Genomic DNA, 26,780 nt, shown 5'->3' on the forward strand with positions numbered 1-26,780 from the left:
GGGTGCGCCTCAAGCCGCGCGGCCGGGTTGGCTCAACGCTGGGAAATATGATGATGCTTCCAGAAAGAAAAGTGCTTTCTAATTACGCTTAGGATTTGGGTTTGCGCGAATAGAATATGCACCACCCACACTAATCATGAATTACTTATGCGACCACGACTCGTCACTGACTTTGGTCACTGGTCCATGAGCAACATCGCACATGCGAAGCTTGGTCAGATCGCAGGCTCGTCGCTTGCTGTCATGGCCGATCGAAGAGTGCTCCGCCGACCTGACCGCGTTTTGAGAGAATTGTATGCCCCTTCACATCAACACACCGCTGATCGAATCCCGTCCTTTGTCTGTCACGGCCAAGCGTTCTGTCTGGCTCAAGCTCGATGCGCTGCAACCGTGCGGCTCGTTCAAACTGCGTGGTGTGGGCTACGCCTGCGAAATACATCACCAGCGCGGCGCTACCCATTTCGTTTCTTCATCGGGAGGCAATGCAGGCTTGGCGGTCGCCTATGCAGGTCGCAAGCTGGGCGTCCCGGTTACCGTGGTCGTGCCTGAAACGACCACTGAACGTGCCAAGGAATTGCTTGGCTTGGAAGGCGCTGAAGTCATTGTGCATGGCAGTTCCTGGCAGGAGGCGAACCAGCTGGCATTGACGCTGCTCTCCCCTACCAAGGCCTTTATTCACCCGTTCGATGATCCGTTGCTCTGGACGGGTCACGCGACCTTGATCGATGAGGTCGCGCAAGCTGGCCAGAAGCCCGATGCCGTTGTACTTTCGGTTGGAGGGGGTGGACTGCTCTGTGGTGTGATCGAGGGTTTAATGCGTAACGGTTGGCAGGATGTGCCGGTTATTGCCGCGGAAACCGAAGGCGCAGCATCCTTCCACGCCGCCACCGAGGCGGGCCAGTTGGTTGAACTTGACCGCATCAGCTCAATCGCAACGTCATTGGGTGCCAAACGTATCTGCGAACAGGCTTACCAGTACAGCCAAACGCACAGCATCCAGAGCGTTGTGGTAACCGACCAGGCGGCTCTGAAGGCATGCAAGCAATTTCTGGTCGATCACCGCGTACTGGTCGAGCCCGCTTGTGGTGCGGCGTTGGCCTTGGCCTATGAGCCGCACTTGCTCGGTGAGTACCAGAACGTGTTGGTAGTGGTGTGTGGAGGGGCAACTGCCACCTTGGAACAGATTGAGCAGTGGTCCTCGAAATATGATCGCTAAGACACTAAAGCCAGCCTAAGCACTAATGCCGGTCAGTTAAGCATTTGGGGCCGCTACGCGCCCCATCGCGGCACAAGGCCGCTCAGGAAACCCGCCATCGGCAAGGTTTGCGTGATCCTGTAAGAGCGGCGCTGCGACTTGTCCCACGATGGGCTGCTTAGCAGCCCCAATGAGATGTCCCAAATAGCTCATCGTTCTTCCCCAAGAAGCAGAAACATACATCGATTTCGCAGCGCCCTGGTACACGAAGGCCGAAGGCTTGATCTGACCTGCGCCGGGCATCGTGCGCACAGGGGACCGACAGGGCCCGCCAACCCGCATCGGCGCGTCTACCACACTGCAATGTCGTAGGTCAGGTAGATCCGGTTGCTGTCACGCCCTCGGGAGAAATCGGAGCGGTAGACGTAGTTGCGCAGTTTCACGCCCAAGCCCTTCATGGGCCCGGCTTGCACGACATAGGCGAGCTCGATGTCACGCTCCCATTCGCTGAGCCCGGCGTCGGCAGCGCGCCCGTTGTCGCCGCTCAGGTAGCGCGTCATGAAGGTGAGCCCAGGGACACCGGCCGCGGCGAAGTTGTAGGCATAGCTCGCCATCCAGGTCTTCTCTTCCTCCTCGATGAACTTGCCGATGCCGACATTACTGAACGAATAGACCGTCGCCCCGCTGATGTACGGCAGCCCCGCCTCGCCATCGAGTACCTGGTAAACGGCTCCGACGGTGTGTCCCGAGTGGGTATACGACACCTGCCCACTGACCATGTCGTTGTCGATCCTGCCGCCATACGCGGCTCCGCTGTCGCGGCTCCTGAAGTAGCGCAGGTCGGTGGTGAATACCCCGCCGGCCAACGGCAGCTCGTGTACCAGGCCCGCATAGTCCTGGCGGTAGAAGTGTTCGAGCTGACCATGGAAATAGCTCAGGCGCAGCTGCTTGGTGACGGCATAGTCGGCGCCGGCGAAGCTGAAATCGCCCGACTCGCCGCCTCCGTAATCATCCAGGGAGAGGCCGGTGCTATCGGAGGAATCGCGCTGCTTGAAGCGGTCCAAGTGGCCAGCGGTCAGGGTCAGTCCCTCGACATCAGTGCTGGTCAGTTGCGTGCCTTGATAAGTCTGCGGCAGCAGCCGCGCATCGTTGTAGACCAGCACCGGTGTCCTGGGCAGCAAGGTGCCATGCTTGACCACGGTCTGCCCCAGGCGCGCCTTGGCCGTCACCCTGGCACTGGTGAACTCATCCGCAGCGCGACCATCGTCGTGGACCGGCAACAGGCCGGTACCGCTGCGGCCTCGACCCGAATCCAGCCGGACACCCACCAGCCCCAGGGCATCGAGCCCCAGGCCCAGCGCCCCTTGGGTGAAACCTGACTGGTAGTCGAGCAGAAAACCCTGCGCCCATTCCACCCGCTCGCTTTTGGCAGTCGCGGCAGCGCGGGCGCTCATGCCCTGTTCATCGCGGAAGTTTTCGTTGAAATAGACGTTGCGCAGCTGCAGCTTGAGCTTGCCGTCATCGATGAATCCGGCAGCGCCGGCCACAGGCAACCAGCCGCAGAGCAGGCCACAGGTGGCCCCACGGAAAACAACTCGGGACATGTTCGGTACTCTATTGTTGTTATTGAGTGAAGGTGGGCGCCGGCTGCGCCCGATGCGGCTCAGACGAAGAAGGACAGCGCCCCCGTGAGCAACGCCAGCGCCGTGATGACCAGCGAAGTGAGTACCGCCCATTTGACGGTGGCCTTCTGGAAGTCGCCGATATCGCGATCGACCATGCCGACCAGCAACAGGGTCGAGGCGACCAACGGACTCATCAGGTGCACCGGCTGCCCCAGCACCGAGGCGCGGGCGATTTCAACCGGGTCGATGCCGTAGGCAGCGGCGGCGTTGGCGAGAATCGGCACCACGCCAAAGTAATAGGCATCGTTGGACAGCACGAAGGTCAGCGGCATGCTGGTCAGCGCCACCACCAGCGGGAACCAGTGGCTCCACGCCTCGGGGATCCAGTCGACCAGTGTCTGCGCCAGGGCATCGACCATCTTGGTGCCGGAGAAGATCCCAGCGAAGATGCCGGCAGCGAATACCAGCAGCACCACAGTCATGGCGTTGCCCGAATGAGCGAGGATGCGCTCCTTCTGCAGGTCCAGTTGCGGGTAGTTGATCATCAGCGCCGCGACAAAACCGATCATGAACAACAGCGCGGAGTGCATCACGCCCATCACCAACGCCGACATGACGGCAATCACCAGCACCAGGTTCACGTATGCCAGCCGTGGACGCTTGTGCGGATTGTCGCCGAGGATTTCCTTGATGTAGCAATTGCCGCCCCCGGACTCCAGGGCAATGTTGCCGATACGTCGGCGCTCGGCGCGGCCCAGCAGGTAGGCGGTGAACACCACCCACGCCGCACCGCCGATCACGGTGGGCAACAACGGGATGAAGTACTCGGTCGCATCCAGCCCGAGCGCGGCAATGGCCCGGGTTGCCGGCCCGCCCCAGGGGCTCATGCCGCTCATGATGCTCAGCGACAGCATCGACACCGTGGCCAGGATCATCGGGTTCATGCCAATGCGCTTGTACAGCGGCAGCATCGCCGCGCAGGTGATCATGTAAGTGGTGGTGCCGTCACCGTCGAGCGCCACCAACAGCGACAGCAGCGCTGTGCCGATGGCAATCTTGATCGGGTCGCCATTGACGCGCTTGAGGATCTTGCGGATCAGCGGGTCGAACAGGCCGGCATCGATCATCAGGCCGAAGAACAGAATGGCGAACAGCAACAGGGCCGCCGAGGGCGCCACCATTTTCAGGCCGTCGAGCATCATCTTGCCCAGCTCGGGGGCAAAGCCACCGATCACCGCGAAGGCAGTGGGCACCACGGTGAGCGCAACGATCGGCGACAGGCGTTTACTCATGATCAGGTAGGTGAAGGTCACCACCATGATCAGGCCCAGGAGTGCGAGCATGGTCTTCTCTCTTGTTTTTATTCTATTGCGGCCATCGGCAAGGCAGACGGCCCCCTACCCCACTCCACATCGCTGGGATGTCGAGTGGGATTCTAAGTCAACACAGTGAGGTGGAAGGGCTTTCAGCCGTGATGCCGAGGCTCGGCAGACCAATCGGCGTGCACGGTGTCGCCCTCGGCTGGTGCAGCCGGGGTGCCATTGAGGTGGCGTAGCAAGGTGTCCCGTTCACAGGCGTTCTCCGACAGTGAAATGACCACCGTAGCCACGGCGTTACTGGCCAGGCTGGTCAGGGCTCGGGCCTCCGACATGAAACGGTCGATGCCGATCAGCAGGGCAAGCCCTGCCAGCGGGATATCGTGGATTACGGTCAAGGTCGAGGCCAGCGCCACGAAACCACTGCCGGTCACGCCCGCAGCGCCTTTGGAGGACAACAGCATGATCGCCAGCATGGTCACCGTCTGCCCCAGGGTCAGGTCGATGTTGCAGGCTTGGGCGATGAACACCGCCGCCAACGACAGGTAGATGGCAGTACCGTCGAGGTTGAACGAATAGCCGGTTGGCAGCACCAGCCCGACCACACCTTTCTTGCAGCCGAGCTTTTCTAGTTTTTCCAACATGCGCGGCAGCACGGGCTCGGTGGACGAGGTGCCGAGCACACCACCAGAAACTCCTCGCGGAAGTACCGCAGCAGCTTCCACAGGCTGAAGCCATGAGCACGGCAGATGCCACCGAGCACCACCAGCACGAAGAAAGCGCAGGCGATGTACAGCGTACCCACCAGCTTGGCCAACGCCCCGAGGGAAGTCACGCCGTACTGCCCGACGGTGAAGGCCAGCGCACCGAAAGCACCGACCGGGGCGAAGCGCATCAGGTAGCCGAAGATACGGAACACCATGGTCGAGGCCGACTCCAGCACATCGAGTACCGGCTTGCCCTTCTCGCCCATCGACGACAGGGCAAAACCGCTGAGCACCGCGATGAACAATACTGGCAACACCTCACCCTTGTTGAACGCCCCGATGAACGTGTCGGGGATGATGTGCATGAAGAAGTCGACCACGCTGAGCTTGGCCGCAGACGCGGCGTACTGGCCGAGCCCCTCGGTGCTGAGGGTGGCTGGGTCGATGTTCATGCCGACACCCGGGCGGAACAGGTATACCGCAGCCAGGCCGATGACCAGGCTGACGATCGTCAACCCCAGGAACAACAGCAAGGTCTTGCTCATCAACCGACCCAGCGTACGCTTGTCGGTCATGCCGGCGATGCCGGTCACGATGGTGCAGAACACGACCGGGGCGATCATCATCTTGATCAGTTTGATGAATGCATCACCCAGTGGCTTGAGCGCAACGGCCTGTTGGGCCCAGAAATGACCGACCACCACGCCCAGCAGGATGGCGCAGAGAATCTGGAAATACAGTGACTTCGCGAGTTTCATGAGGCATCACCCATTGTTGAAATTGTGCGGATGTGCGAGTTGCCGATGTGCTGCAGACCCTGCCTACCCCGCCCGCTTGCGCAAGGTCGGGGCGTAGACGAAGCCTGAAAACAGCCGGCGGGCGGTTCTCACCACGGAGGCCTGGAGCGTCTTGCCATCGGCACCGCTGCGCGAAAGCGCCACGTCGATGCCACCGCTCGGGTGCTCCAGGCGGACTTCCTCGAGCTGCTGCGCGTGTTCTCCCAACATGTCCATGATCACCGTGCCTGGGCTGACGCAGGCCGTTGCCAGGCCGATCGCACCGGTGATGGCCAAGGCGCGGTGGCAATTGTGAGGCATGAAGTAGCGCACCTGCAGCGTGCCGTCGTGACGAGGTGGAGAAACCAGTACGGGCTTGGGGATCACCATGCCACTGACATCACCCAGCCCCATGGCCTTGCCGGCCTTCAGGCGCAAGGCCTCCAGGCGTTTCAGCAAGCGGCTGTCGGCATCCAGCTGAGCCGGGGTCTCGGAACCGGTCACGCCCAGCTCGCTGGCCTCGATGATCATCATCGGCATGGCCATGTCGATGCAGGTCACCGGCACACCGTCGATCACATCCTGGGCCTGGCCGGTGGGGAACAGCTTGCCGGTCTTGCTACCTACCGCGTCGAGGAAGGTCAGGTGCACCGGGGCGGCGCTACCCGGCACCCCGTCGATCACCGTGCGGCCTTCGTAACGCACGACGCCACCGGGTGTTTCCACCAGCGAGTTGACGAACGTGTTGGTGTTGAGGTTGCGGATACGTACCAAGGTCTTGCCATCCTGGGCCTTGACCAGCCCTTGCTCGATAGCGAAGGGGCCGACCGCGCAAAGCATATTGCCGCAGTTAGGCGCGGTATCGACTCGGCGCTGGGCGACCATGACCTGCACGAACAGGTAATCGACGTCGGCATCGGCGTGCAGCGAGGGGCTGACGATCGCCACCTTGCTGGTCTGAGGGCTACCGCCACCGATGCCGTCGATTTCCAGTTCGTGCCCGGAACCCATCAGGTTGATCAGCAATTCGTCGCGTTCGACCACATTGGAAGGAAGATCCCAGGCGTGGAAAAAAGGCCCTTTGGAGGTACCACCGCGCATGAGTACGCAAGGAATTCGTTGCATGATTTCGCACTCGTGTTGATCAATAGCGATCATTGATGTTGTGAGCACAAGATTGACAGGGATAGATAAATCAATCCAATGCAAATATCGTAGCTATTATTGCGATTAATTAATCAATCTATGACCGTGACCAAAGAGTGATCCGAGATGGAATATGAGCTTCAAGACATACGATCTTTCGTGAAAATCGCTGAACTTGGCAGTTTCCACGAGGCCGCGGAAGCGTTGCACTTATCCCAGCCGGCCCTGAGCCGGCGGATCAAGAAGCTCGAGGAAGGGCTGGGCACCTCGCTGCTGGAGCGCACGACCCGTCGCGTCAGCCTGACCAGCGTCGGGCGAGACTTCTTGCCCAAGGCCAGGCGCCTGTTGGATGACTTCGAAGACTCGATCCTGAGCATTCGGGAGCTCGCCGAACGGCAAACGGGGCAGGTCACCCTCGCCTGCATTCCAACCGCAGCGTTCTATTTCCTGCCGTCGGTGATCCGCGACTACAACGAGCAATACCCCAAGATCCGCATCCGCCTGCTGGATCTCAGCGCCAACGACGGGCTCGAGGCCGTGCTGCGGGGCGAGGCGGATTTCGGCATCAACATGATGAGCGGCCAACACCCGGACATCGAGTTCGTCTCCCTGGTGCAGGAGCATTTCGTCCTGGCTTGCCGCCGTGATCACAAGCTGGCGAACCGCGACGCCGTCACCTGGGCCGAACTGGCCGACTACCGCCTGATCGGCGTGGGCCGCCTGAGCGGTAACCGGATGCTGCTGGACCATGCCCTGTCCGGGCTCAACCTACGGCCCAAGTGGTTCTATGAGGTCCAGCACCTGTCCACCTCGCTGGGCATGGTCGAGGCCGGGCTGGGCGTTTCGGCCATGCCCAGCCTGGCCATGCCCAGCGCCGACCATCCGACGCTGGTCAGCGTGCCGCTGATCGAACCCCAGGTCACCCGCACCCTGGGGCTGGTCTATCGGCGAGGGGCGTCGCTGTCGCCAGCGGCAGAGAAGTTCGTGTCGATCCTGCTGGATAAATGGCCCAACCGATGAGCGAAACACCTTGCGCGGAATCGGGCGCTGATTGCCAGCCGCGCCGCCCGCCTCCTGTGGGCGGGCTTATCCCGCGATTGGGCCGGGCTAGATATCACCGTAGCCTGGCAAGGGCTTCGCCCTTGATCGCGGGACAAGTCGGACCGCCGCACCGCCGCTCCCACAGGGGGACCAGCGCTAGCCGCTTGTTCTTTGCGCGACAGGGCAATCCGTAATTCAAAGTGGTCCTGCCTGTTTTACTCAACCACCGGCGCACGCTCAGACATCAATTCGGTGATCCAGTCGATAAACACCCTGACCTTGGCGCTGACATGGCGGTTCGGCGGAAATGCCAAGTACATCGGCATTGGCGGCATCTGCCAGTCGTCGAACAGCGCCAGCAGCTCACCGCTGGCAAGGTGTGGTTCGGCCATGTACTGCGGTAGCCAGAGTATGCCAAGGCCAGCCAAGCCGGCAGCAAGGTAGGCATTGCCGTCGTCTACGATCAGTTGCGGGCGGCCTTGAGCCTCCATGCGCTCCTCACCGCGATGCATCGCGTAGGGCAGCGTCTTGCCAGTACGAGTCCAAAGAAAACCCACGGTCTTGTGCTTGCCCTCCTCCAACTCACGAGGGTGCTCCGGCATCCCGAAGCGCTGCAAATAACTGCGCGCGGCATAGATACCGAGCTGCAAATCGCCCACATGCCTCGCCACCAGGGACTGATCGGTGATCTCGCCACCACGCACCACGCAATCGACGTTCTCGCTAATGATGTCGACGACGCGATCACTCACGCCCAAGGTCAATTGAATATCCGGATAACGTGCAAAGAACTCCGGTAAGGCGGGTATCAACAGGAGGCGCGCCAGTGGGCTGGGAACATCTACCCGAAGTCGCCCGCGCGGCGCCATGGATGCACTGGACACGCTGGTCTCGGCGTCGTCCAGGTCGACCAGCAGCCGGACCACGCGTTCGTAGTAGGCCGCCCCGTCGGCGGTGACATTCACTTTGCGCGTGGTGCGGTTGAGCAAGCGCACCCGCAGCCGCGCTTCCAGTTGCTGAACCAGTTGCGTCACGGTGGTCTTGCTCATGTGCAGGGTCGCAGCGGCCTTGGTGAAGCTGCCAGTCTCCACTACCCGGGCAAAGGCCTGCATTGCATCGAAACGGTCCATCTCACGTCTCCCTCGCGCCTGGATTGTTTGGATTATACAAACAGTCCTGAACAAGACTGCCCGTTTATCCACGTCGAAAGCGATCCTTATAGTGGCGTCAACATAGACACCGAGCCGCGATGGCCCAGAACGAGGTATGCAATGTCCAACAAACGTAATGCCGTTTTCCCGCCTGACCGCCATGCACTGTATGAGCTTCACCGCTACTCGCCAGCGATTCGGTCCAACGGTTTTCTGTTCGTGTCCGGCCAGGTCGGCAGCCGCAAGGATGGCTCGCCCGAACCGGACCTCGCGGCGCAAGTGCGCTTGGCCTTCGCCAACCTCAACGCGATCCTGGCCGAGGCCGGCAGCAGTTTCGACGATGTGGTCGACACGACCATCTTCATGGTCGACCCCGATTCGAAGTTCGAAACCATCTGGGAGGTGGCGTCCGAGTATTGGGGCGAAGCGCCCTACCCAACGGTGACCGCAGTCGGCGTGACCTGGCTGTCGGGCTTCGACTTCGAGATCAAAGTGATCGCGAAACTACCGTAACGGAGCCCGCCAGACCTTACCTCCGAGGGCTATGGGCGACCACCCAGATGGGCCAGCAGGCTTTGCATCGGCCCCGTCAGTTCGCTCCAGTCCTTGAAGCACAGACACAGCTGGCGCCGCGCCCAACTCTCTTCCAATGCAACCACTTGAAGGGCGTAGCGCCGTCGGTAACGTTTTGCAATGTTCTGCGGCACGATCCCGATGCCAACGCCATGCGCGACCATTTCGCACACCCCTTCGAATGTCTTCATGCGAATTCGAAGGTCGAGCGGCCTGCCCGCTACGCGGGCATGTTCATCGATGTGGTCTTGCAATGCACTTGCTTGAGACAGGCCCACGAAGGGCAGCTCCAGAACCTCTGCGAACGTCACTTGCTTGCCGAGCGCGTAGGTATTCTGTGCAGCCGTGATCACGACCAGGTGGTCCCGTGCCACTGCCTGCACTTGAAGCCCATCAGCCGCAATGGCATCGGAAATCACACCCGCCTCGGTCAACCCCGAGGCAACGGCGCGAACGATCTCGATGCTGGTGCGCTCCTTGAGTTCGATGCGCAAACGAGGCCGAGCTGCCAGCCATGGCGCAAGACGGCTGGGCAGGAACTCGATGAGCGCGGCAGTATTGGCATACAGGTGCAGCGTTCCCCTGGCACCTGCGGCGAAGTCTTGAAGCTCGCCCTTGAGCCTTTCTTGCTGCCTGAGAATCAGGCGGGCGTGATGGGCTAGTGCCTCACCAGCTTCCGTGGTGACGACGCCTCTCGGGCGGCGCTCGAGCAACGCCACACCGGCTGCGCTTTCGATGTTGCGCAGGCGCTCGCTTGCCGAGGCCAGGGCGAGATTCGCGCGCGCGGCCCCGGCGGTGATGCTGCCGGCATCCACGATACACAGGAACAGCTGCAGGTCTGCCAAGTCGAGGCGCATGTAAGCCCTACTCCTGCCTTCGGAGCGTCCGAAGCTTCAATGAATATTTCCGCATTGTGCCTGGCCTCACCAACAGCTTCAATTGAACACCCATGCCCTGCTGTAGAAGCCCTGCCATGCACGACTCTGCATTGAACATCTTGCTGTTGATCGGCACCTTCCTGCTTGCAGGGATGGTGAAAGGCGTAACCGGCATGGGGCTTCCTACCATTGCCATGGGGTTGCTGGGAACGGTAATGCCCCCAGCCGGCGCCGCCGCAATGCTGGTCATCCCATCCTTGGTGACCAATGTGTGGCAGCTGCTTTGTGGCCCGGCAGTGGCGCGAGTGATGCGCCGCCTATGGCCCATGATGCTGTGCATCACCCTCGCAACGGTTGCCGGATCAGCATGGCTGGTAAAGGTGAGCCCGGCTTGGTCTGGGTTTGGCCTTGGCGTTGCACTTATCGTGTACGCCACCTATGCACTCATCGCGCCGGCCTTTACTGTGCCCACGCAGCTCGAGCGATGGCTATCGCCGGCGATCGGCTTGACCACGGGTATGGTCACCGGCGCTACCGGTGTGTTCGTGATGCCGGCGGTTCCCTATCTTGGGTCGTTGAACATAAGCCGCGAGGAGCTGGTTCAGGCGCTTGGTTTGTCGTTCACCGTTTCCACCGTCGCGCTCGCCATAGGGTTGTTCATGCATGGCGCCTTTCAGGTGACGCAACTGGGCACCTCCGCGATGGCCATCGTTCCGGCGTTGATCGGAATGTGGGCCGGTCAAGTTGTGCGGAGGCGAATCAGCCCCAAGCGCTTTCGCCACTGTTTCTTGCTGTTCCTGATCGTGCTGGGGCTTGAGCTTTTTTGTCGTCCGTTCTTTTGATACGCGAGGCAAACATCAAACAGGATGCGCATCAGCTGCATCGATCGACTTCATCCAGTCGCGCGGATTGAGACCGGTCTTGCGCCGGAATGCCCGCGCTAATGCAGAGGGGCTCTCGTACCCAACCTGATCGGAGATCAAAGCCATGGAGCCTCCTTCTCGCAACAGCTTCTGCGCCAGGCTGATCCGCCAGCTCAACAGATAATCGGCAGGCGTCTGCCCAACCACAGCCTTGAAGTACGCGGCATAACTCGCGCGTGACATATTCGACTCGCTGGCCAGTTGCGAAATCGACCAGGGGTGCTGAGGCATTTCATGAATCTTGACCAATGAACGAGACAGGCGAGCATCAGCAAGGCCCGCCATCATTCCGGACTCGAGCTGATGGTGGTCGAGCAGATGCCGCAATAACTGAATGACCACCAGCTCGAAGAGTCGATCCAGCGTAGCGCGACGACCGCAATGGTCGCCGTCGGCCTCGGCGAATAACCATTTGACCGTGTCCGAGAGCATTGGCAGCCCGGCCAGCGGCAAAACCATCACATCAGGCAAGGCCGCTGCCAACGGATTGTCCTCCCCGCCCGCGAAGGCCAGGGATGCGCATTGCAAGCGGGCTTCACCTGCCGGTGTACTGGATACCTGGTGCCGGTTGGGGCGAGGAATGAAAATCAGGCTCGGCTCGGTCAGCAATACACTCGATCGACCCTCGATCGATAAGGCCAACACCCCGCTCTGCAGCAGATGGATATGGCCCCTGCGGTCTGCGTCGGTGTATTGCCTAGTGCCACAAAGCCCACCGCTGTAATACAGCTCGGCACGCACACCGTAGAGCGTCAGCAGTTTGGATAATCGATCCATGAGTACGCGCACCTCGGATTTGGACGATCTGCAGCAAATTATAGGCTAATTGAACCCAAAAGAATGTCGTTCCCTTGCATCATGGCCCCGTACTCAAACGGCGCTAGGAAGTGCGCCGTATGCCCACTGATACAACAGACTCTTTGGAGATCGCTCATGAACACTTCTATTGCTGACCGTTCCTTCACCACCCGCCTCCTGAACAAAGGCCTGGGCCAGCACGCCACACGTGCCGGCGTTGTAGGCATCTACGTGGCCATGGCCATCATCTACTTCTGGTTCGGAGGCATGAAGTTCACTGGCTATGAGGCGAACGGCATTCATGGCTTCGTCAGTAACAGCCCGTTGCTTTACTGGGTGTACAACCTCATGAGCATCCAAGGATTCTCTAACTTTCTGGGTGTTCTGGAGGTCTCTATCGGTCTACTGATCGCTGGCCGGGTGTTTTCTGCCAAATTCTCGGCTTTGGGCGGGTTGCTCTCCGCCGGCCTGTTCATCACGACGCTTTCATTCATGCTGACCACGCCAGGCGTATTCGAGCCTAGCCTCGGTTTCCCTGCGATTTCCGTGGTGCCTGGCCAGTTCCTATTGAAGGACTTGGGTCTGCTCGCGGCTTCGATTTTCATTGCCGGCACCTCGATGACTCACTTGAGCAGAAATAACATCGCGTCTTGATAGAAATAACATCGCGTCTTGATAAGGGTCTTCTGCACGATCAGAAGACCCTTTTCGTTATCAGGCCAATAAATCCGCTGGCTCCGACATCGGGCCCTACCCCTTGGCCGCAAATCATTAACCAGGCAATTCTGGCTGTTGGTCAAATGACTCACCGTTCCCCCGTCTGAATAGCCCAACCCCACATCCGCCCATTCGAACGCATTGTCAGTGAGGGACATATTCTGACAAACTTATTGCTAATCATTATCATAATCATCAGTAACAAGGATGACGGCATGTCCCTGGTCCCTTCACCCCAACGCTTCACGCCCACACGTAGCCTGTTGGCAATCGCCATCTGCATGGCACCACTCGCGCCCACGGCCGCCGGCGAACAACCCGCAGCGCCCGCGGTGCTCGAGCTCGGCGCCACGGCTATCACCGATACAGGCCTGGGCAGTACCACCGAAGGGTCGCAGTCGTACACCACCGGTAGCATGTCGACCGCCACCAAGCTTCCCCTGACCCTGCGCGAAACACCCCAAGCGGTGACCGTCGTCACCCGCCAGCGCATGGATGACCAGAACATGACCAGCATCAACGATGTAGCCAGGTACACCCCCGGCCTGTTTCTCAATCAATCCAGCGGTCCTGGCCGGCAGTCCTATACAGCCCGAGGCTTCGACGTCGACAGCATCATGTACGACGGCATCCCCAGCTCGTACACCGGCTGGGTGGTAGGCGCCCAACCGAACCTGGCGATGTTCGACCGTGTGGAAGTGGTGCGCGGTGCCACCGGCCTGGTCACCGGGGCCGGCACGCCATCGGCGGCGATCAACCTGGTGCGCAAGCGCCCACTGGCCGAACGTAAAGTCACCCTGACGGGCGCCGCCGGCAGCTGGGACAACTACCGGGGCGAACTCGACGCCTCCAGCCCGCTCAACGACAGTGGTACGCTGCGCGGGCGGGTGGTCACCTCGTACCGTGATGCCAATAGCTTCCGTGATGGGCAGAAGGAAGATCACGGCCTGTTCTATGCGATCACCGAAGCCGACCTGAGCGAGGACACCACCCTCACCCTCGGCTTCTCCCACCAGAAGGACAAGACCAATTTCTTCTGGGGCGCCATCCCCACCGACCTCAGCGGCCACCACCTGGATGTGTCTCGCTCGTACAACCCAGGCACGGACTGGGAAAACAAGGACCAGGAAATCAATACCCTGTTCGCCGAACTGCGTCATCAGTTGGCCAACGACTGGAAGCTGCAGGCCAACGCCAACTACAGCGAGCAGAATGCCCTGTTCCGGGGCTCGTACCAATCGCGCTGGAACACGGCCAAGACCTTGAGCCGTACCGTTTACCAGTCCAAGCACGACGAAAACCAGCTGGGCCTGGATGCCTTTGCCAGCGGCCCGTTCCAAGCCCTGGGCCGCACCCACGAGCTGGTGGTCGGTGCCAGCAAGCGCCTCTATGACATGAACGAGCACAACTACAGCCCGTATGACACCGACTACCCCCTCGACGGCGGCAAGCCCGACTTCGTGCATACCGGCAATAACCGCTACCTGATCAACCAGGAAGGGGTCTACACCACCACCCGCCTGAGCCTGGCCGAGCCGCTCAAGCTGATCCTGGGCGGGCGGCTGGACTGGTACGACTACGACCAGCGCGACAATGACACCGGCGATTACAAGGTGACGCGCAAGGTCACTCGCTACGGTGGCCTGATCTACGACCTGGACGAGCGCCATTCCGTCTACGCCAGCTACACCGATATCTTCACGCCGCAAGACGGCCGGGATGGCGCCGGCAAACCGGTGACGCCCATCGTGGGCAAGAACTACGAGGTCGGGATCAAGGGCGAGTATTTCGATGGCGCGCTGAACGCCAGCTTGGCGCTGTTCCGTATCGACCAGGAAAACCGCCAAGTCGAGGTCAAACTGCCGAACTGCCCGCAACTGACGTGCTACCAGGCTTCCGGCGAAGTGCGCAGCCAAGGTATCGATTTTGAATTGCAAGGTGCGCTGACCGACCGCTGGCAGATCGGTGCCGGCTACACCTACGCTCGCGTGCACACGATCAAGGATGACAATGCCCCCGCCAAGGTCAACAAGCCGCTTGAAACCGATACCCCCGAGCACCAGTTCAAGCTATACACCACGTACCGTTTCCAGGGCCCGCTGGAGAAGCTGCGCATCGGCGGTGGCGTGACCTGGCAGAGCCGCATGTACAACGACATCCCGACCGAGGGCGGCGAGTACCGGCTGATCCAGGGCAGCTATGCGGTGACCGACCTGATGGCCGGCTACCAGGTGAACCGAAACCTCGATTTGCAGCTCAACGCCAACAACGTGTTCGACAAGAAATACTACTCCTCCATTTCCAAATCGGTGGACTATGGCGGCGATACCTTCGGTGACCCGCGCAACCTGATGTTGACGGCCAAATACACCTTCTGACACCACGGGGCGCCACAGGCCGACATTTCCATGGGTGAGTGGTTGCCCAGGCTGGCCCCATCGCGGGGCAAGCCCGCTCCCACAGAACAATGCATAACTACTTGATTTTGCAGACCCTTGTGGGAGCTGGCTTGCCGGCGATTGGGCCAGTACCGACACCAACTGACCTCCTGCCCGTGCGCATGGTCGTACAATGACCCGACCTGCGACCCGCAAAGGAGCCAGCCAATGGACCTGCAGTTTCTGGGCACCTCCGCCGGCGTGCCCACCAAGGCCCGCAATGTTACCGGCACCGCCGTCATCGAAGCCACGGGCAGCCACTGGTACCTGGTGGATTGCGGCGAGGCCACCCAGCACCAGTTGCTGCATACCTCTCTATCGATCCGCGACCTGCGCGGTGTGTTCATCACCCATGTGCATGGCGACCATTGCTTCGGCCTGCCGGGCCTGCTGGCCAGCGCCGGCATGTCCGGGCGCACCCAGCCACTGGACCTGATCCTGCCCGCCGCGCTGCACGACTGGCTGCGCCTGGGCCTGGCCGTCAGCCAGACCTACCTGCAATTCGAACTGCGCCTACTGGCGCTCGAAGAACTCGGCACCTGGCGCAACGACAATATCCAGGTGAGTACCGTGCCGCTGTCGCACCGAGTGCCCAGCCATGGTTTCGTGTTCAGCGAAATCAACCCCGAACCGCGACTGGACATCGCGCGCCTGGAGGCCGACGGCATTCCCCGTGGCCCGCTGTGGGGCGAATTGGCCCACGGCAACCCGGTGCAACATGAAGGCCGCGTGTTGAACACCTCGGACTACCTGCGCCCTTCCCGCCCGCCACGGCGCATCATCGTCTGCGGTGACAACGACACCCCGCAGTTGCTCGCAGAGGTCGCCCAGGATGTGGATGTGCTGGTACACGAAGCGACCTTCACCCAGCCGATCGTCGAGCGCACCCAGGTGACCTTCGGCCACAGCACCGCTGCGGCCGTGGCGCAGTTCGCCGAGGCGGCCGGCATCGCCAACCTCGTGCTCACGCACTTCAGCGCGCGCTACCAGCCCGACCCACGACGTAGCCCATCGATCGAAGATGTGCGCGCCGAAGCGATGGCGCACTACAGCGGCAACCTGATCCTGGCCAGGGACCTGCAGCGTTACCACATGGGGCGCAATGGGCGGCTCATGCCCAGCCCCCCATGACAAATGGCCTGGCACCGCTGAACAGATTTTGCGGCCCGCTGTGGGAGCGGGCTTGTCCCGCGATGGGGCCAGACCCGACCCCCGCCGCCTTGCAAGGGCTCCGCTCTTGACCGCGGGGCAAGCCCGCTCCCACAGACGGGGTGGGCGCAAAATCAATAGCGCTCCCGCACTGTGCGTCAGGATTAATGACTCCAGATCAAAAGTCATTCGCGCAATCGTGACTTAATCCACATCCCGTCAACGGCCATACTGCGCCCCTACCTGATCCACTACGCTCGAGGAGCCTATGCAATGAAACCCGGACACGTCCTGTTCGCCCTGGCCATCGGCGCCTTCGGCATCGGCACCACCGAATTCGCCCCCATGGGCCTGCTACCGGTCATCGCCGATGGCGTGAATGTCAGCATTCCCAGTGCTGGCATGCTGGTGACCGCCTACGCCGTCGGCGTGATGGTCGGCGCACCGATCATGACCCTGCTGTTTAGCCGCTTCGGCAAGCGCGGCGCGCTGATCGCGCTGATGGCCATCTTCACCCTGGGCAACCTGCTCTCGGCCCTGTCGCCCAGTTACGGCACCCTGCTCGCCTCGCGCCTGATCACCAGCCTCAACCACGGCGCCTTCTTCGGCCTGGGGGCGGTGGTAGCGGCAAGCGTGGTGCCCCGCGAGAAACAGGCCAGCGCCATCGCCACCATGTTCATGGGCCTGACCATCGCCAACATCGGCGGCGTGCCCGCCGCCACCTGGATTGGCCAGCAGGTCGGCTGGCGCCTGGCCTTCGCCGGCACCGCAATGCTCGGCATCCTGGCCATGGCTGCGCTGTGGTACGCGTTGCCCAAGGGTGAACGCGGCAGCGTGCCCCATGTACGCCGGGAGCTGGCCGTGATCGCCCGGCCGAACGTCCTGCTGGCCATGGCCACCACCGTGCTCGGTGCCGGCGCCATGTTCACCCTGTACACCTACGTGGCCCCGGTGCTTGCCGAACTGACCGGCGCCTCGGACAGCTTCGTCACCCTGGGCCTGGTGCTGATCGGCGTCGGCTTCACCCTGGGCAATAGCCTGGGCGGGCGCCTGGCCGACTGGTCGCTGGACGGCGCGGCGCGCATCTTCCTCGGCGTGCTGGCCCTGATCATGCTGCTGATGCCGCTGGTGCTCGGCACCCATGTCGGCGCCGCCCTGGCCCTGCTGGTATGGGGCGTATTCACCTTCGCCGTGGTTCCGCCCCTGCAGATGCGCGTGATGATCGCCGCTGCCGAAGCCCCGGGCCTGGCCTCCTCGATCAACGTCGGCGCCTTCAACCTCGGCAACGCCGTGGGCGCGGCCTTGGGCGGCGGGGTCATCAGCCTGAACCTCGGCTACGCCGCGGTTCCGGTCGCCGGGGGCTTGCTGGCCGCGGGTGGCCTGCTGCTGGTATGGCTCGGCGGGCGCAACAAGGTTGCCGCCAACGCAGTCGGCGAGACGCTCTGATCGTATGGCGCGATGGCGAGGCTTCGCTCGCCATCGCAGTGCTCAGTAATTGCAGCAAACACCTTGCTCGACGCGAAACAGCCTTTGACCTTCTGCCTCCCTGTCCAGGCATGCCGATTTGCCCGCGGCCCTGCCAAGCCTGCCGGCGCTTGACTCAGATCGCCGTATCAGCAAATGGTATTGGTAAGAAGCGGTCATCAATAAAGGTGAAATGTCCAGCTAAGAGAACTGCCGGGCCAACAGCATCATCACGACCAACAGCACCACAAGGCCGACTGCAGAAGTCCAATCAGACTCAACACGTTGAGCGAACCAGGCCCCTTTTGACGGGTATCTGCCCGCTGTAGCAAGTTTCACCACCGGCCAACCCACTGGAAAGCAAGCACCTCGAAAAATGATCTCAAGCGCCAAGTCGCCGATCATCATGCTGCTCCCATTCATCGCAAATCAGGATGGTGTTTGCTGCACAGCGTAGTGACAGAAATAGTTTCTGCATGCCACGACCCAGAACAGCCGCATTCTCTTCATCATTGACAGCTGGAAAAAAACACGCAAAATCGCCGCCCCTCTTTTGCGACTGGAAGTCTTCCCATGCAACGGATTGTTATCCTGGGCAATGCCGGCAGCGGCAAATCGACACTCGCCCGTAAATTGGGCAAGCGTCTGAAGGCCCCCGTCATCCACCTCGACACATTTTTCTGGGAGCCTGACTGGACGGAGCCCGACCCTGAACAGTTCCGCGAACGCGTTCGCGGCGCAGTCGCTACGGGTGCCTGGATTTGCGAAGGCAACTATGCGCGACGCACATTCGACCTGCGTCTACCCCGTGCTGACTTGGTCATCTGGCTTGATACACCACGGCTCACATGCCTCGCCCGCGTAATCGTGCGTAGCGTGATGAACAGGCCTCGGCCCGATCGACCAGCTGGCTGCAAGGAGCGGCTGGATAAAGCATTTCTAGAGTTCCTGAAATTCGTCTGGCAGTTCGACAGCGACTATCGTGCAGGCATCGAAGCGATCCGCCTGGCCGTTGCGCCGGAGGTTCCGACAGTGCACCTGTGCGGCAAAGAGCAGATCGATGATTTCCTCGGAAAGTGCGGCGGCGTAGCAAAGTCTGACCCGGTTACCTGATGCTCACGCAGACCTATGGGAGCGGCGGTGCGGCGGTCCGACTTGTCCCGCGATTGGGCAGCCCTGCCGCCGCACCTGCAGGGCAAGGGGTGGCCCTTGATCGCGGGGCAAGCCCGCTCAGGTTTGCGCACATCCTGTTGGAGCGAGCAGCCCATGAGGGGCTTCCCACCACTTGAGCACTACAGCCAAGCCTTGATCTGCCGCGCCACAGCCTCGGGGGAAATACCATAGCGATCATGCAAGGTCGGCAGTGCGCCTGCGTCGAGGAACGCATCCGGCAGCGCGATCTGGCGGAACGTCGGCGTCACCCCGTTGCGCAACAACACACCGGCGACCGCCTCCCCTAGCCCACCGATGATCGAATGGTTCTCCGCCGTCACCACCACCAAAGGTACGTTGCCACGCAACAGGCGCATGTAGACCGGCCCCGGCGATGGCAGGTACCGCCTGTTCGATTTCCAGCGCGTCGCAAGGGTCGACGATCATCAGGTCCGGCATCGCACGGAAGATCGCCAGATCATCGGTGGCCTGGTGTCTGGGACCGTAGCCCGTGGTCAGGCCAGGCAGGCCGACGACGATCTTGACGTTGAGGTTTTCCTCGGCGATGGCCATGCAGATGAAGTCATAGGCCCGTCGCGAGGCGAACACCGCATAGGTAGTCGCGAACGGCGTCATGCCTTCGCGGGCCATGCCGGCGGCAGCGCTCATCGACAACTGCTCGGCCATGCCCATCTGGTAGAAACGCTCCGGGTGGGCCTTGGCGAAGATGTGCAGGTCGGTGTACTTCGACAGGTCGGCCCTCAGGCCGACGATGTCCTGACGCTGCTCGGCCAAGCTTGCCAGGGCGTGGCCGAATGGTGCCGAACGGGTTGGCTGGCCTTCGGCGGCAATGGAGGCGATCATCGCCGAGGTGCTCAGACGCTTTTTCGCGGCGTTTACAGTGCTCATGCTTGGCTCCCGGCGTCCAGCGCCTGCAGGGCGAGATCCCATTCGTGTTCATCGACGCGAATGAAATGGGTGTACAAACACCCCTGCCTTCCGCGCTGAGCAGGGAACGACCATGGACCAGGACGCGATCCGCAAGCCGCCACAGATCCCTCCACTGAAAGCAATTCAGGCCTTCGAACAGGTCGCCCGCTTTGGCAATGTGGCGAGGGCCGCCGAGCAGCTCAACCTCACACCCTCGGCGGTCAGTCACCAGATTGCCAATCTCGAAGTGCTGATCGGCCGTCCCTTGTTCATACGCGAAGCCCGGGGTGTGTCATTGACGCCTGCCGGCGAGCAGTACCTGCGCGAGGTCGCCGGCATCCTGCAAAGCCTGGCCAGCGCCACGGAGCGTGCCGGGATCGCGGTTGGCTTCGATTGCCTGCGGCTTCACTCAGCGCCCAGCTTCGGCCTGCTGTGGCTGTTGCCGCGCCTGGAACACTTTCGCAGCAGCCATCCGCAAATCCAGATCAACCTGTCGTGCTCCTACGAGTCCCTGCATTTCGGCCGTCACCAGATCGACCTGGACATCCGCCATGGCTACCCCAACTGGCCGAGCCTGGAGGTACGCACCATCCGTCATGAACGTGCGACGGTGCTGGCCTCGCCACAGTTGCTCGCACGCCGGCAGATAGCGCAGCCCAGCAACCTGCTGCGTGAAAACCTGATCCTCTCCGAAGCCGCCCTGGTCCAGTGGCCCCAATGGTTCGCCCAGCAAGGTGTGCCTCTGCCACAAGCCCCATTTGCGTTGAGCTTCGACCGCTCCTACATGAGCCTGGAAGCCGCTGGCCATGAGTATGGATTTGCCCTTGAGAGTTCTTTGTTGGCCCAGGACTACATTGCCAGGGCGAGCTGGTGCCGGTGTTCCCAGAGGAACTTGGCCACGCCCGTCAGTGCCCATCACCTGGTGTTCCCTCGTGGGCATGCCGAAGCCTCGAGGGTGCGGCTGTTCCTCGATTGGGTGCAGGGTCAGCTGGGGCATGATTTCAACTACTGAACTCATGGCACCCGGCGTCAACTGCGCCCGGGTGGCCCTGTCGATGTCCATGGGCTAGCTGATGCTGGCCCCATCGCCGGCAAGCCGGCTCCCACTGGGATCGTGCCAGTTCTCATAAACTTTGCCAGACAGCCCCCACAGGGCGGCGCAGCTCTCAAGCGTAACGCTGTACCTGTGGGAGCTGGCTTGCCAGCGATTGAGCCCATGCACGATGTCAGCCTGGATACTCGACCAGCAGGCCACGAATCTCGGCACCCGACGTCAACTGCGCCCGGGTGGCCTTGCCGATGTCCATGATGTGCATGACCTCGATCCCCCGTACCAGCAGGTGATCGGCAACGATGCGCCGATGACAGCGCCACCAGACCGCCTCGGAACACATGATCGCGCAGCGCCGGGCCTCACTGAGCTCGATCAGCTCATCCAGCCCCGCTGCGAACTCGGCACCCAGCGCATGGTCGGCGTAGTTGTGAAAGCTGCGGTTGCGCCACAACCCATTGGTGTGCGGCGCGATGCTCGTCGATTTCTTGCGCAACCCGCCCAACGCTGCGATCCGACGGTGATCCATGCCTTCGTGCTTCAGCCGTTCTGGGAGTACCTCCAAGTTGAATTGCGGGTTGGTACGGGAGCGAGGAACGGTCCTGATATCGACCACCACCTGCACACTGAAGCTGCGCATCAATGCGATGAAGACCTCGATCGATCGGGTCGAGTGCCCCACGGTGAATACCGTTTTCGGCGCGCAGCTCATCGGACCAGGTCCAGGCTTGCCTGCAGTGCCAGAGCATTACCCAAGGCGGCCCCGGCAGCGGTGTTGTCGAAAATACACCAGGTCGTCACGTTTGCCTCACAGCTCGCTCGCAGCTGCGCGGCCAGACGCTGCAGGTAGGCCTCGGAGTACTCGCTGTAATAGATCCGTTGCTCACCATGCAAACGCCAATAGACCAGCCCAGGCCATCCGCCGGGCTGGGCATCGTTTTCGAAACGCGCTGGGCTGGCGGCCACTTGGGCTATCTGCAGGTCGATAAGCATCGGCCCTGCGGACCGCCATGACGCATGCCGTGGTTCGAGGGCCAGCGGCCCGGCATAACGCCTGCGTAGAGCCTCGAAAAAGCGCCGGGCGACGTGCGGGTCGTATTGCAACGAAGGCGGCAATTGCACCAGCAGGCAGCCCAGCCGTTCGCCCAGTTGCCCGGACTGTTCGAGGAACGCTTCGAGCAGTGCATCGCAGGCATGCAAACGCTGCTCATGGGTGATCGTCTTGGGCACCTTCACCGAGAAACGAAAATGATCGGGCACCGAAGCGGCCCATCGGGCGTAGGTCTGGGGCTTGTGCGGGCGGTAGAACGCGCTGTTGATCTCCACCGCACCCAACCGTGCCGCGTAGCGCTGCAGATGGCTGCCCACCTGCGCAAACGCCTCGGCATAGGCGCGGGACAAGCTCCAACCGGCACAACCAATGAACAACGTCATAGGCGGGACTGACCTCCAGGACTCGAATGCCTGTCTGTTCAGACGATGGGCGAAACCGGTGCGTTCCGTCGAGTTGCTCTAGCGCAACGACGACGGCCAGTGTTGCGCAACGCGCATAGGTTCATTGCGGCAAGCTCGGATACCAACAGCACGCCTGCACACATAGGCTTGTCGTTGACTTCCCCCCAAACGGAGATCTCGCCATGTCAGCGAGCAGCCCTGAGATTACCGCTTCACCCTCGATAGAGGCCGACACTTCGCCCGCCCTGTCCAAGGCACTGATCCTTTTCCTGGCGTTCTGTTGTGGTGCCGTCGTTGCAAACCTGTATTACGCCCAGCCCATCGTTGAACTCATCGCACCCAGCATCGGGCTTACACCCGAACATGCCAGCCTGATCGTGGCGTTGACCCAGTTGGGCTATGCCGTCGGCCTGCTGTTCCTGGTGCCGTTGGCCGACCTCCTGGAAAACAAGCGCCTGGTCATCGGCCTCACCCTGGTTGTCGGCGCCTGCCTGGCCGCGGCCGGCCTGGCCGATTCGCCTTCGCTGTTCCTGGCCGCGTCGCTGCTGATCGGCCTGACCTCGGTAGCGGTGCAGATCCTTGTGCCCCTGGCCGCCCACATGGCCCCGGAAAGTACCCGGGGTCGGGTGGTGGGAAACATCATGAGTGGCCTGTTGCTCGGCATCCTGCTCGCCCGCCCGGTATCGAGCCTGGTGTCCGAATACTTCGGTTGGAGAGGCATGTTCTACAGTGCTGCGGTACTGATGGTAGTCATAGCCGGCCTGGTCGCGATGCTGTTGCCCGAACGTATGCCGAACCAGCGCACTACCTACGGTCGTCTGATCGGTTCGGTTTTCGCCTTGGCCAGGCGACACGCCGTGCTGCGTGAGCGCTCGCTGTACCAAGGGCTGCTGTTCGCCAGCTTCAGCTTCTTCTGGACCATCGTTCCCATCGAGCTGATCCGCCATTACGGTTTCAGCCAGAACGGTGTGGCGGTGTTTGCCCTGGTCGGTGCCGTTGGTGCGATTGCCGCGCCCATCGCCGGGCGTCTTGCCGATGCCGGCCATGGCCATGCGAGCACCTTGGTCGCCTTGCTGCTGGCTCCCCTCTCGCTGCTGCTCGCCGGCATTCCTGGGCTTGGCTATCTGGGCTTGGTAGCTGCGGCTGTCGCCCTGGACTTTGCCGTACAAATGAACATGGTTCTGGGACAGCGCGAAGTCTACGCGCTGGACCCACACAGCCGGGCACGCCTCAACGCTGTGTTCATGACCTGCATCTTTGTCGGCGGAGCCTTGGGCTCGGTGTTGGCAAGCCCGCTGTATGAACGTTTCGGGTGGTCTTCTTCGCTCTACGCAGCGGCCGCGATTCCAACCCTGGCGCTGATGATCTTCCTCGCCCGGCACAGACGTTAGTCCTCGCGCATGACTATCGTCTCGGCTGTCGATATCCTCGGGCACTGTGCGCAGACGCGCTACCGCTCGCGGATCCCCTTCGACAGAGTTGCACCTATGGATAAATTTCTCGCGCTGAGCATGTTCGTCGAAACGGTGCGCTGCGGTAGCTACGCTGCCGCAGCGCGAAAGCTTGGCGTCGCGACCTCGTCGGTCACCCGGCAGGTTGCAGCCTTGGAATCGGCGCTGGGCGCCACCCTGCTGACCCGCAGCACGCGGCGAAACAGCCCGACCGACCTAGGCCAGGCCTATTTTGACAACGCCGTTGCCATCCTCGACGCGCTGGCCGCTGCAGACAGCATGGTGACCGACCGTGGGCCACAAGCTAAAGGCAAGCTCAGGGTCAGCGTGCCCGTTGAGTTCGGCCGCCGCTTGATTTCGCCTCACCTGGCCCAACTGCTCGCATGCCATCCGCAGTTGGAGGTGACCCTGAGTCTGAGCGATGAGCGGGTCGATCTCTTCAAAGACCGCATCGACCTGAGCGTGCGCCTCGGGTCGAGCATTTCCAGCGAGGACGTCGTCTGCACCACCATTGGCCATTTCCAGCGGTGGCTGGTGGCGAGCCCTGGCTACCTGGAACAGCACGGATTACCTGCCCACCCGAACGAGTTGACCCGCCACGCATGCCTGCGGTTCGACTACGGCGGGCCCATGCGGGCCTGGCATTTCCAGATCGACGACGAAACGCTGCCTGTCGCGGTGCAAGGGCGGATGCAGAGCAATAATTCCGACGTCCTGCGCCAGGCAGCGGTGGACGGCCATGGTATCGCGCTGTTGGCCGACTGGCTGGTTGCCGAAGACGTACAGGATGGGCGCCTGGTCCGGTTGCTGCCTCGATTCGAGGTGAACCCGACGTCGGCAGATGCATCGATCAACCTGGTGTATCTGCCGATCAATCGGGACTCTACCCGAATCAAGGTATTTGCCCAGTTCATCAAGTCATTGCTCGGCAGCGGCTGATCCTCCCACAGCGCTGATGCAGAGGCAGCGCGAGTAACCCCGTTCCCACGACAACCGGCAAGTTTCAACTACAGCTCGCCCGATCCCGCACTGGACACTGTGCCCGGTGCAGGTTCAGCGCGGTATTGATGATCCCGATATGGCTGAACGCCTGGGGGAAATTGCCCAACATACGCTTGCCCACCGGGTCGTACTGCTCCGCCAGCAGGCCGACGTCGTTGCACAGCCCCGCCAATCGCTCATACAGAGCCCGCGCCTGTTCCTGGCGGCCGAGCAACACGTACACATCCGCCAGCCAGAACGAGCACACCAGGAACACGCCCTCCCCCGGCGTCAGCCCGTCGCTGCAGCGGTCGCTGTCATAGCGCAGCAGCAAGCCGTTGCGCAGCAGGCGCTTTTCGATTTCCGCCAGCGTGCACAGGAACCGTGGATCTTCCGCCGGCAGGAAGCCGGTCAAGGCGATCTGCAGCAAGCTGGCGTCGACCTCCGTCGAGCCGTAGGCCTGCACGAAGCATTGGCGTTTTGGGTCGAGCCCTTGCTGGCAGACTTCGCGGTGAATCTGGTCGGCCACCTGCCGGTAGTGCCGCCCGCGCTCGCGGTCTTCCTCGGTGGTTTCGGCAAGGCTTGCGGCGCGGTCGAAAGCGACCCAGGCCATGACCTTGGAATGCACGAAATGCTGCCGCCCCCCGCGTACTTCCCAGAGACCTTCGTCGGGCTCGCGCCAGATGCGCTCCAGGTACGGCAGGATCAGGCGGGCAATGGCCGAGCTGCGTGGGTGTCGAGGCAGGCCGCCGCGGATGGCCTGGGTCATGGCGTCGGCAAGCTCGCCATAGATGTCCAGTTGCAGTTGCTGGGCCGCGGCGTTGCCGATGCGAACGGGTCGGGACTGTTCGTAACCACTGAGCCACGGCAGGGTGAACTCCGGCAGGTCGCGCTCACCGGCCAGGCCGTACATGATCTGCATCTGTTCCGGGTTGCCGGCCACCGAGCGCAGCAGCCATTCGCGCCAGGCCTGGGCTTCGTCGAAGTAGCCGAGGTTCATCAGCGCCAACAGGGTCATGGTGGCATCGCGCAGCCAGCAGTAACGGTAGTCCCAGTTGCGCTCGCCGCCGACGCGCTCGGGCAAGGAGGTGGTGGCGGCGGCGACCATGCCGCCGGTGGGGGCGTAGGTCAGGGCCTTGAGGGTCAGCAGGGAGCGGCGGACCAGGGGCGTCCAGGGGCCGACGTCGGGACAGCGAGCGGCGAAGGCTTGCCATTGGGTATGGCTGTTTTCCAGGGCCTGGTCGGCATCGAAGTCAGGCTGCGGGGGCAAGTGCGAAAGTTGATGGCGCAGGCTGAACACCTGGCGTTGGCCGGCATGGACACGGAAACGGCAAACGCTGTGGTGATCGTGGGAATGGACGGGCTCGGTGCTGCGCAGGATGAGCCGGTCGGGGCCGGCGACGGCGCTCAAGGTAAGAGGGTCGATCTTTTCCACCCAAGGGACGCTGCGGCCATAGTCGAAGCGCAGTACCAGGTCCATCTCGAAGCCGGTTTCACCGGCCAGGCCTTCGACGATGCGGACCACGGCGTTGTGCTCGCCCAGCGGCATGAAGTCCAGGACACGGGCGCGACCGCTGGCGGTGGTATAGGTGGTTTCGAGGATCAGGGTGTCGTCGAGGTAGCGCCGGTGGGTGGTTTCCACCCAATCGCAGGGGGCTAGGCGCCAGCGGCCGTTTTCCTCATTGCCCAGCAGCGCAGCGAAGACCGCCGGGGCGTCGAAGCGTGGCAGGCACAGCCAGTCCAGGGAGCCGTCGCGGCTGACCAGAGCGGCGCTGCGGCAGTTGCCCAACAGGGCGTAGTCTTCGATCGGGGCAGGCATGGGGGCTCCTTTGTTGGACTGCGCATTTGGGGGCGCCACGCACC

At 62.0% G+C, this 26,780-nt stretch carries 21 protein-coding genes and 2 pseudogenes; 12 read left to right on the forward strand and 11 right to left on the reverse strand.

The window, feature by feature from the left end:
* The first annotated feature begins 295 nt into the window (after nucleotides 1-295).
* A complete protein-coding gene (locus IRZ56_RS16065) occupies nucleotides 296-1,216 on the forward strand; it encodes a pyridoxal-phosphate dependent enzyme (protein WP_196145831.1) in 921 nt (306 codons plus the stop codon).
* A 329-nt stretch (nucleotides 1,217-1,545) separates the two neighbouring features.
* On the opposite strand, the gene IRZ56_RS16070 is transcribed toward IRZ56_RS16065, so the two are convergent.
* The 4 genes and pseudogenes from IRZ56_RS16070 to IRZ56_RS16085 form a co-directional block, all read right to left on the reverse strand.
* Nucleotides 1,546-2,799 carry an OprD family porin gene (locus tag IRZ56_RS16070; RefSeq protein WP_196145832.1) on the reverse strand — a complete coding sequence of 418 codons (1,254 nt, stop codon included), beginning with the start codon at nucleotides 2,797-2,799 and terminating at the stop codon, nucleotides 1,546-1,548.
* Between the two features lie 59 nt (nucleotides 2,800-2,858).
* Complete coding sequence (locus IRZ56_RS16075) at nucleotides 2,859-4,163, reverse strand: CitMHS family transporter (RefSeq protein ID WP_196145833.1); 1,305 nt, start codon at nucleotides 4,161-4,163, stop codon at nucleotides 2,859-2,861.
* Between the two features lie 122 nt (nucleotides 4,164-4,285).
* A pseudogene (locus IRZ56_RS16080) lies at nucleotides 4,286-5,601 on the reverse strand (dicarboxylate/amino acid:cation symporter).
* 63 nt (nucleotides 5,602-5,664) lie between these two features.
* A complete protein-coding gene (locus IRZ56_RS16085; RefSeq protein ID WP_196145834.1) occupies nucleotides 5,665-6,744 on the reverse strand; it encodes a 4-oxalomesaconate tautomerase in 1,080 nt (359 codons plus the stop codon).
* Nucleotides 6,745-6,891: 147 nt separating this feature from the next.
* Here IRZ56_RS16085 and IRZ56_RS16090 point away from each other — a divergent pair, with 147 nt between their 5' ends.
* Nucleotides 6,892-7,785 (forward strand): LysR family transcriptional regulator, encoded by an 894-nt coding sequence (locus tag IRZ56_RS16090; RefSeq protein WP_196145835.1) that lies wholly within the window; start codon nucleotides 6,892-6,894, stop codon nucleotides 7,783-7,785.
* 236 nt (nucleotides 7,786-8,021) lie between these two features.
* On the opposite strand, the gene IRZ56_RS16095 is transcribed toward IRZ56_RS16090, so the two are convergent.
* Entirely contained in the window at nucleotides 8,022-8,936 is a 915-nt protein-coding gene (locus tag IRZ56_RS16095) for a LysR family transcriptional regulator (RefSeq protein WP_196145836.1), read from the reverse strand.
* Between the two features lie 141 nt (nucleotides 8,937-9,077).
* On the opposite strand from IRZ56_RS16095, the gene IRZ56_RS16100 reads away from it, so the two are divergent.
* Nucleotides 9,078-9,470 carry a RidA family protein gene (locus tag IRZ56_RS16100; protein ID WP_196145837.1) on the forward strand — a complete coding sequence of 131 codons (393 nt, stop codon included), beginning with the start codon at nucleotides 9,078-9,080 and terminating at the stop codon, nucleotides 9,468-9,470.
* A 29-nt stretch (nucleotides 9,471-9,499) separates the two neighbouring features.
* On the opposite strand, the gene IRZ56_RS16105 is transcribed toward IRZ56_RS16100, so the two are convergent.
* Entirely contained in the window at nucleotides 9,500-10,387 is an 888-nt protein-coding gene (locus tag IRZ56_RS16105; protein WP_196145838.1) for a LysR family transcriptional regulator, read from the reverse strand.
* Nucleotides 10,388-10,503: 116 nt separating this feature from the next.
* Between IRZ56_RS16105 and IRZ56_RS16110 the strand changes: the two genes are divergently transcribed.
* On the forward strand, nucleotides 10,504-11,250 hold the full coding sequence (locus IRZ56_RS16110) for a sulfite exporter TauE/SafE family protein (protein ID WP_196145839.1): 747 nt from the start codon (nucleotides 10,504-10,506) through the stop codon (nucleotides 11,248-11,250).
* Nucleotides 11,251-11,265: 15 nt separating this feature from the next.
* Here IRZ56_RS16110 and IRZ56_RS16115 read toward each other — a convergent pair whose 3' ends face one another.
* Nucleotides 11,266-12,108: an AraC family transcriptional regulator gene (locus tag IRZ56_RS16115; RefSeq protein WP_196145840.1), complete on the reverse strand. Its 843-nt coding sequence runs from the start codon at nucleotides 12,106-12,108 to the stop codon at nucleotides 11,266-11,268.
* Nucleotides 12,109-12,264: 156 nt separating this feature from the next.
* Here IRZ56_RS16115 and IRZ56_RS16120 point away from each other — a divergent pair, with 156 nt between their 5' ends.
* The 5 genes from IRZ56_RS16120 to IRZ56_RS16140 all read left to right on the forward strand — a co-directional run bounded on the left by IRZ56_RS16120 (nucleotide 12,265) and on the right by IRZ56_RS16140 (nucleotide 19,010).
* Entirely contained in the window at nucleotides 12,265-12,783 is a 519-nt protein-coding gene (locus IRZ56_RS16120) for a YkgB family protein (RefSeq protein WP_196145841.1), read from the forward strand.
* A 278-nt stretch (nucleotides 12,784-13,061) separates the two neighbouring features.
* Nucleotides 13,062-15,224 (forward strand): TonB-dependent siderophore receptor, encoded by a 2,163-nt coding sequence (locus IRZ56_RS16125; RefSeq protein WP_196145842.1) that lies wholly within the window; start codon nucleotides 13,062-13,064, stop codon nucleotides 15,222-15,224.
* 228 nt (nucleotides 15,225-15,452) lie between these two features.
* Entirely contained in the window at nucleotides 15,453-16,415 is a 963-nt protein-coding gene (locus tag IRZ56_RS16130; protein WP_196145843.1) for an MBL fold metallo-hydrolase, read from the forward strand.
* A 291-nt stretch (nucleotides 16,416-16,706) separates the two neighbouring features.
* Nucleotides 16,707-17,879 carry an MFS transporter gene (locus IRZ56_RS16135; RefSeq protein WP_196145844.1) on the forward strand — a complete coding sequence of 391 codons (1,173 nt, stop codon included), beginning with the start codon at nucleotides 16,707-16,709 and terminating at the stop codon, nucleotides 17,877-17,879.
* A gap of 591 nt (nucleotides 17,880-18,470) precedes the next feature.
* Nucleotides 18,471-19,010, forward strand: a complete 540-nt coding sequence (locus IRZ56_RS16140; protein WP_196145845.1) for an AAA family ATPase — start codon at nucleotides 18,471-18,473, stop codon at nucleotides 19,008-19,010.
* Nucleotides 19,011-19,189: 179 nt separating this feature from the next.
* Here the strand turns inward: IRZ56_RS16140 and IRZ56_RS16145 are convergent.
* Nucleotides 19,190-19,958: pseudogene (locus IRZ56_RS16145) on the reverse strand (transketolase family protein).
* Between the two features lie 112 nt (nucleotides 19,959-20,070).
* Here IRZ56_RS16145 and IRZ56_RS16150 point away from each other — a divergent pair.
* Nucleotides 20,071-20,991 carry a LysR substrate-binding domain-containing protein gene (locus IRZ56_RS16150; RefSeq protein ID WP_196145846.1) on the forward strand — a complete coding sequence of 307 codons (921 nt, stop codon included), beginning with the start codon at nucleotides 20,071-20,073 and terminating at the stop codon, nucleotides 20,989-20,991.
* Between the two features lie 214 nt (nucleotides 20,992-21,205).
* On the opposite strand, the gene IRZ56_RS16155 is transcribed toward IRZ56_RS16150, so the two are convergent.
* Complete coding sequence (locus IRZ56_RS16155) at nucleotides 21,206-21,742, reverse strand: DUF488 family protein (protein ID WP_196145847.1); 537 nt, start codon at nucleotides 21,740-21,742, stop codon at nucleotides 21,206-21,208.
* The gene (locus IRZ56_RS16160) at nucleotides 21,739-22,464 is read right to left on the reverse strand and encodes a DUF72 domain-containing protein (protein WP_196145848.1); all 726 of its coding nucleotides are present in this window, start codon (nucleotides 22,462-22,464) and stop codon (nucleotides 21,739-21,741) included. The genes IRZ56_RS16155 and IRZ56_RS16160 overlap by 4 nt, the downstream gene beginning before the upstream one ends.
* 203 nt (nucleotides 22,465-22,667) lie before the next feature.
* On the opposite strand from IRZ56_RS16160, the gene IRZ56_RS16165 reads away from it, so the two are divergent.
* Nucleotides 22,668-23,876, forward strand: a complete 1,209-nt coding sequence (locus IRZ56_RS16165; protein WP_196145849.1) for an MFS transporter — start codon at nucleotides 22,668-22,670, stop codon at nucleotides 23,874-23,876.
* Between the two features lie 96 nt (nucleotides 23,877-23,972).
* Nucleotides 23,973-24,875, forward strand: a complete 903-nt coding sequence (locus tag IRZ56_RS16170) for a LysR family transcriptional regulator (RefSeq protein ID WP_196145850.1) — start codon at nucleotides 23,973-23,975, stop codon at nucleotides 24,873-24,875.
* Between the two features lie 64 nt (nucleotides 24,876-24,939).
* Here IRZ56_RS16170 and IRZ56_RS16175 read toward each other — a convergent pair whose 3' ends face one another.
* Nucleotides 24,940-26,736 (reverse strand): glycoside hydrolase family 15 protein, encoded by a 1,797-nt coding sequence (locus tag IRZ56_RS16175; protein WP_196145851.1) that lies wholly within the window; start codon nucleotides 26,734-26,736, stop codon nucleotides 24,940-24,942.
* Between the last annotated feature and the right edge of the window lie 44 nt (nucleotides 26,737-26,780).

The sequence above is a fragment of the Pseudomonas guariconensis genome, assembly GCF_015680235.1.
GTDB lineage: Bacteria > Pseudomonadota > Gammaproteobacteria > Pseudomonadales > Pseudomonadaceae > Aquipseudomonas > Aquipseudomonas guariconensis_A.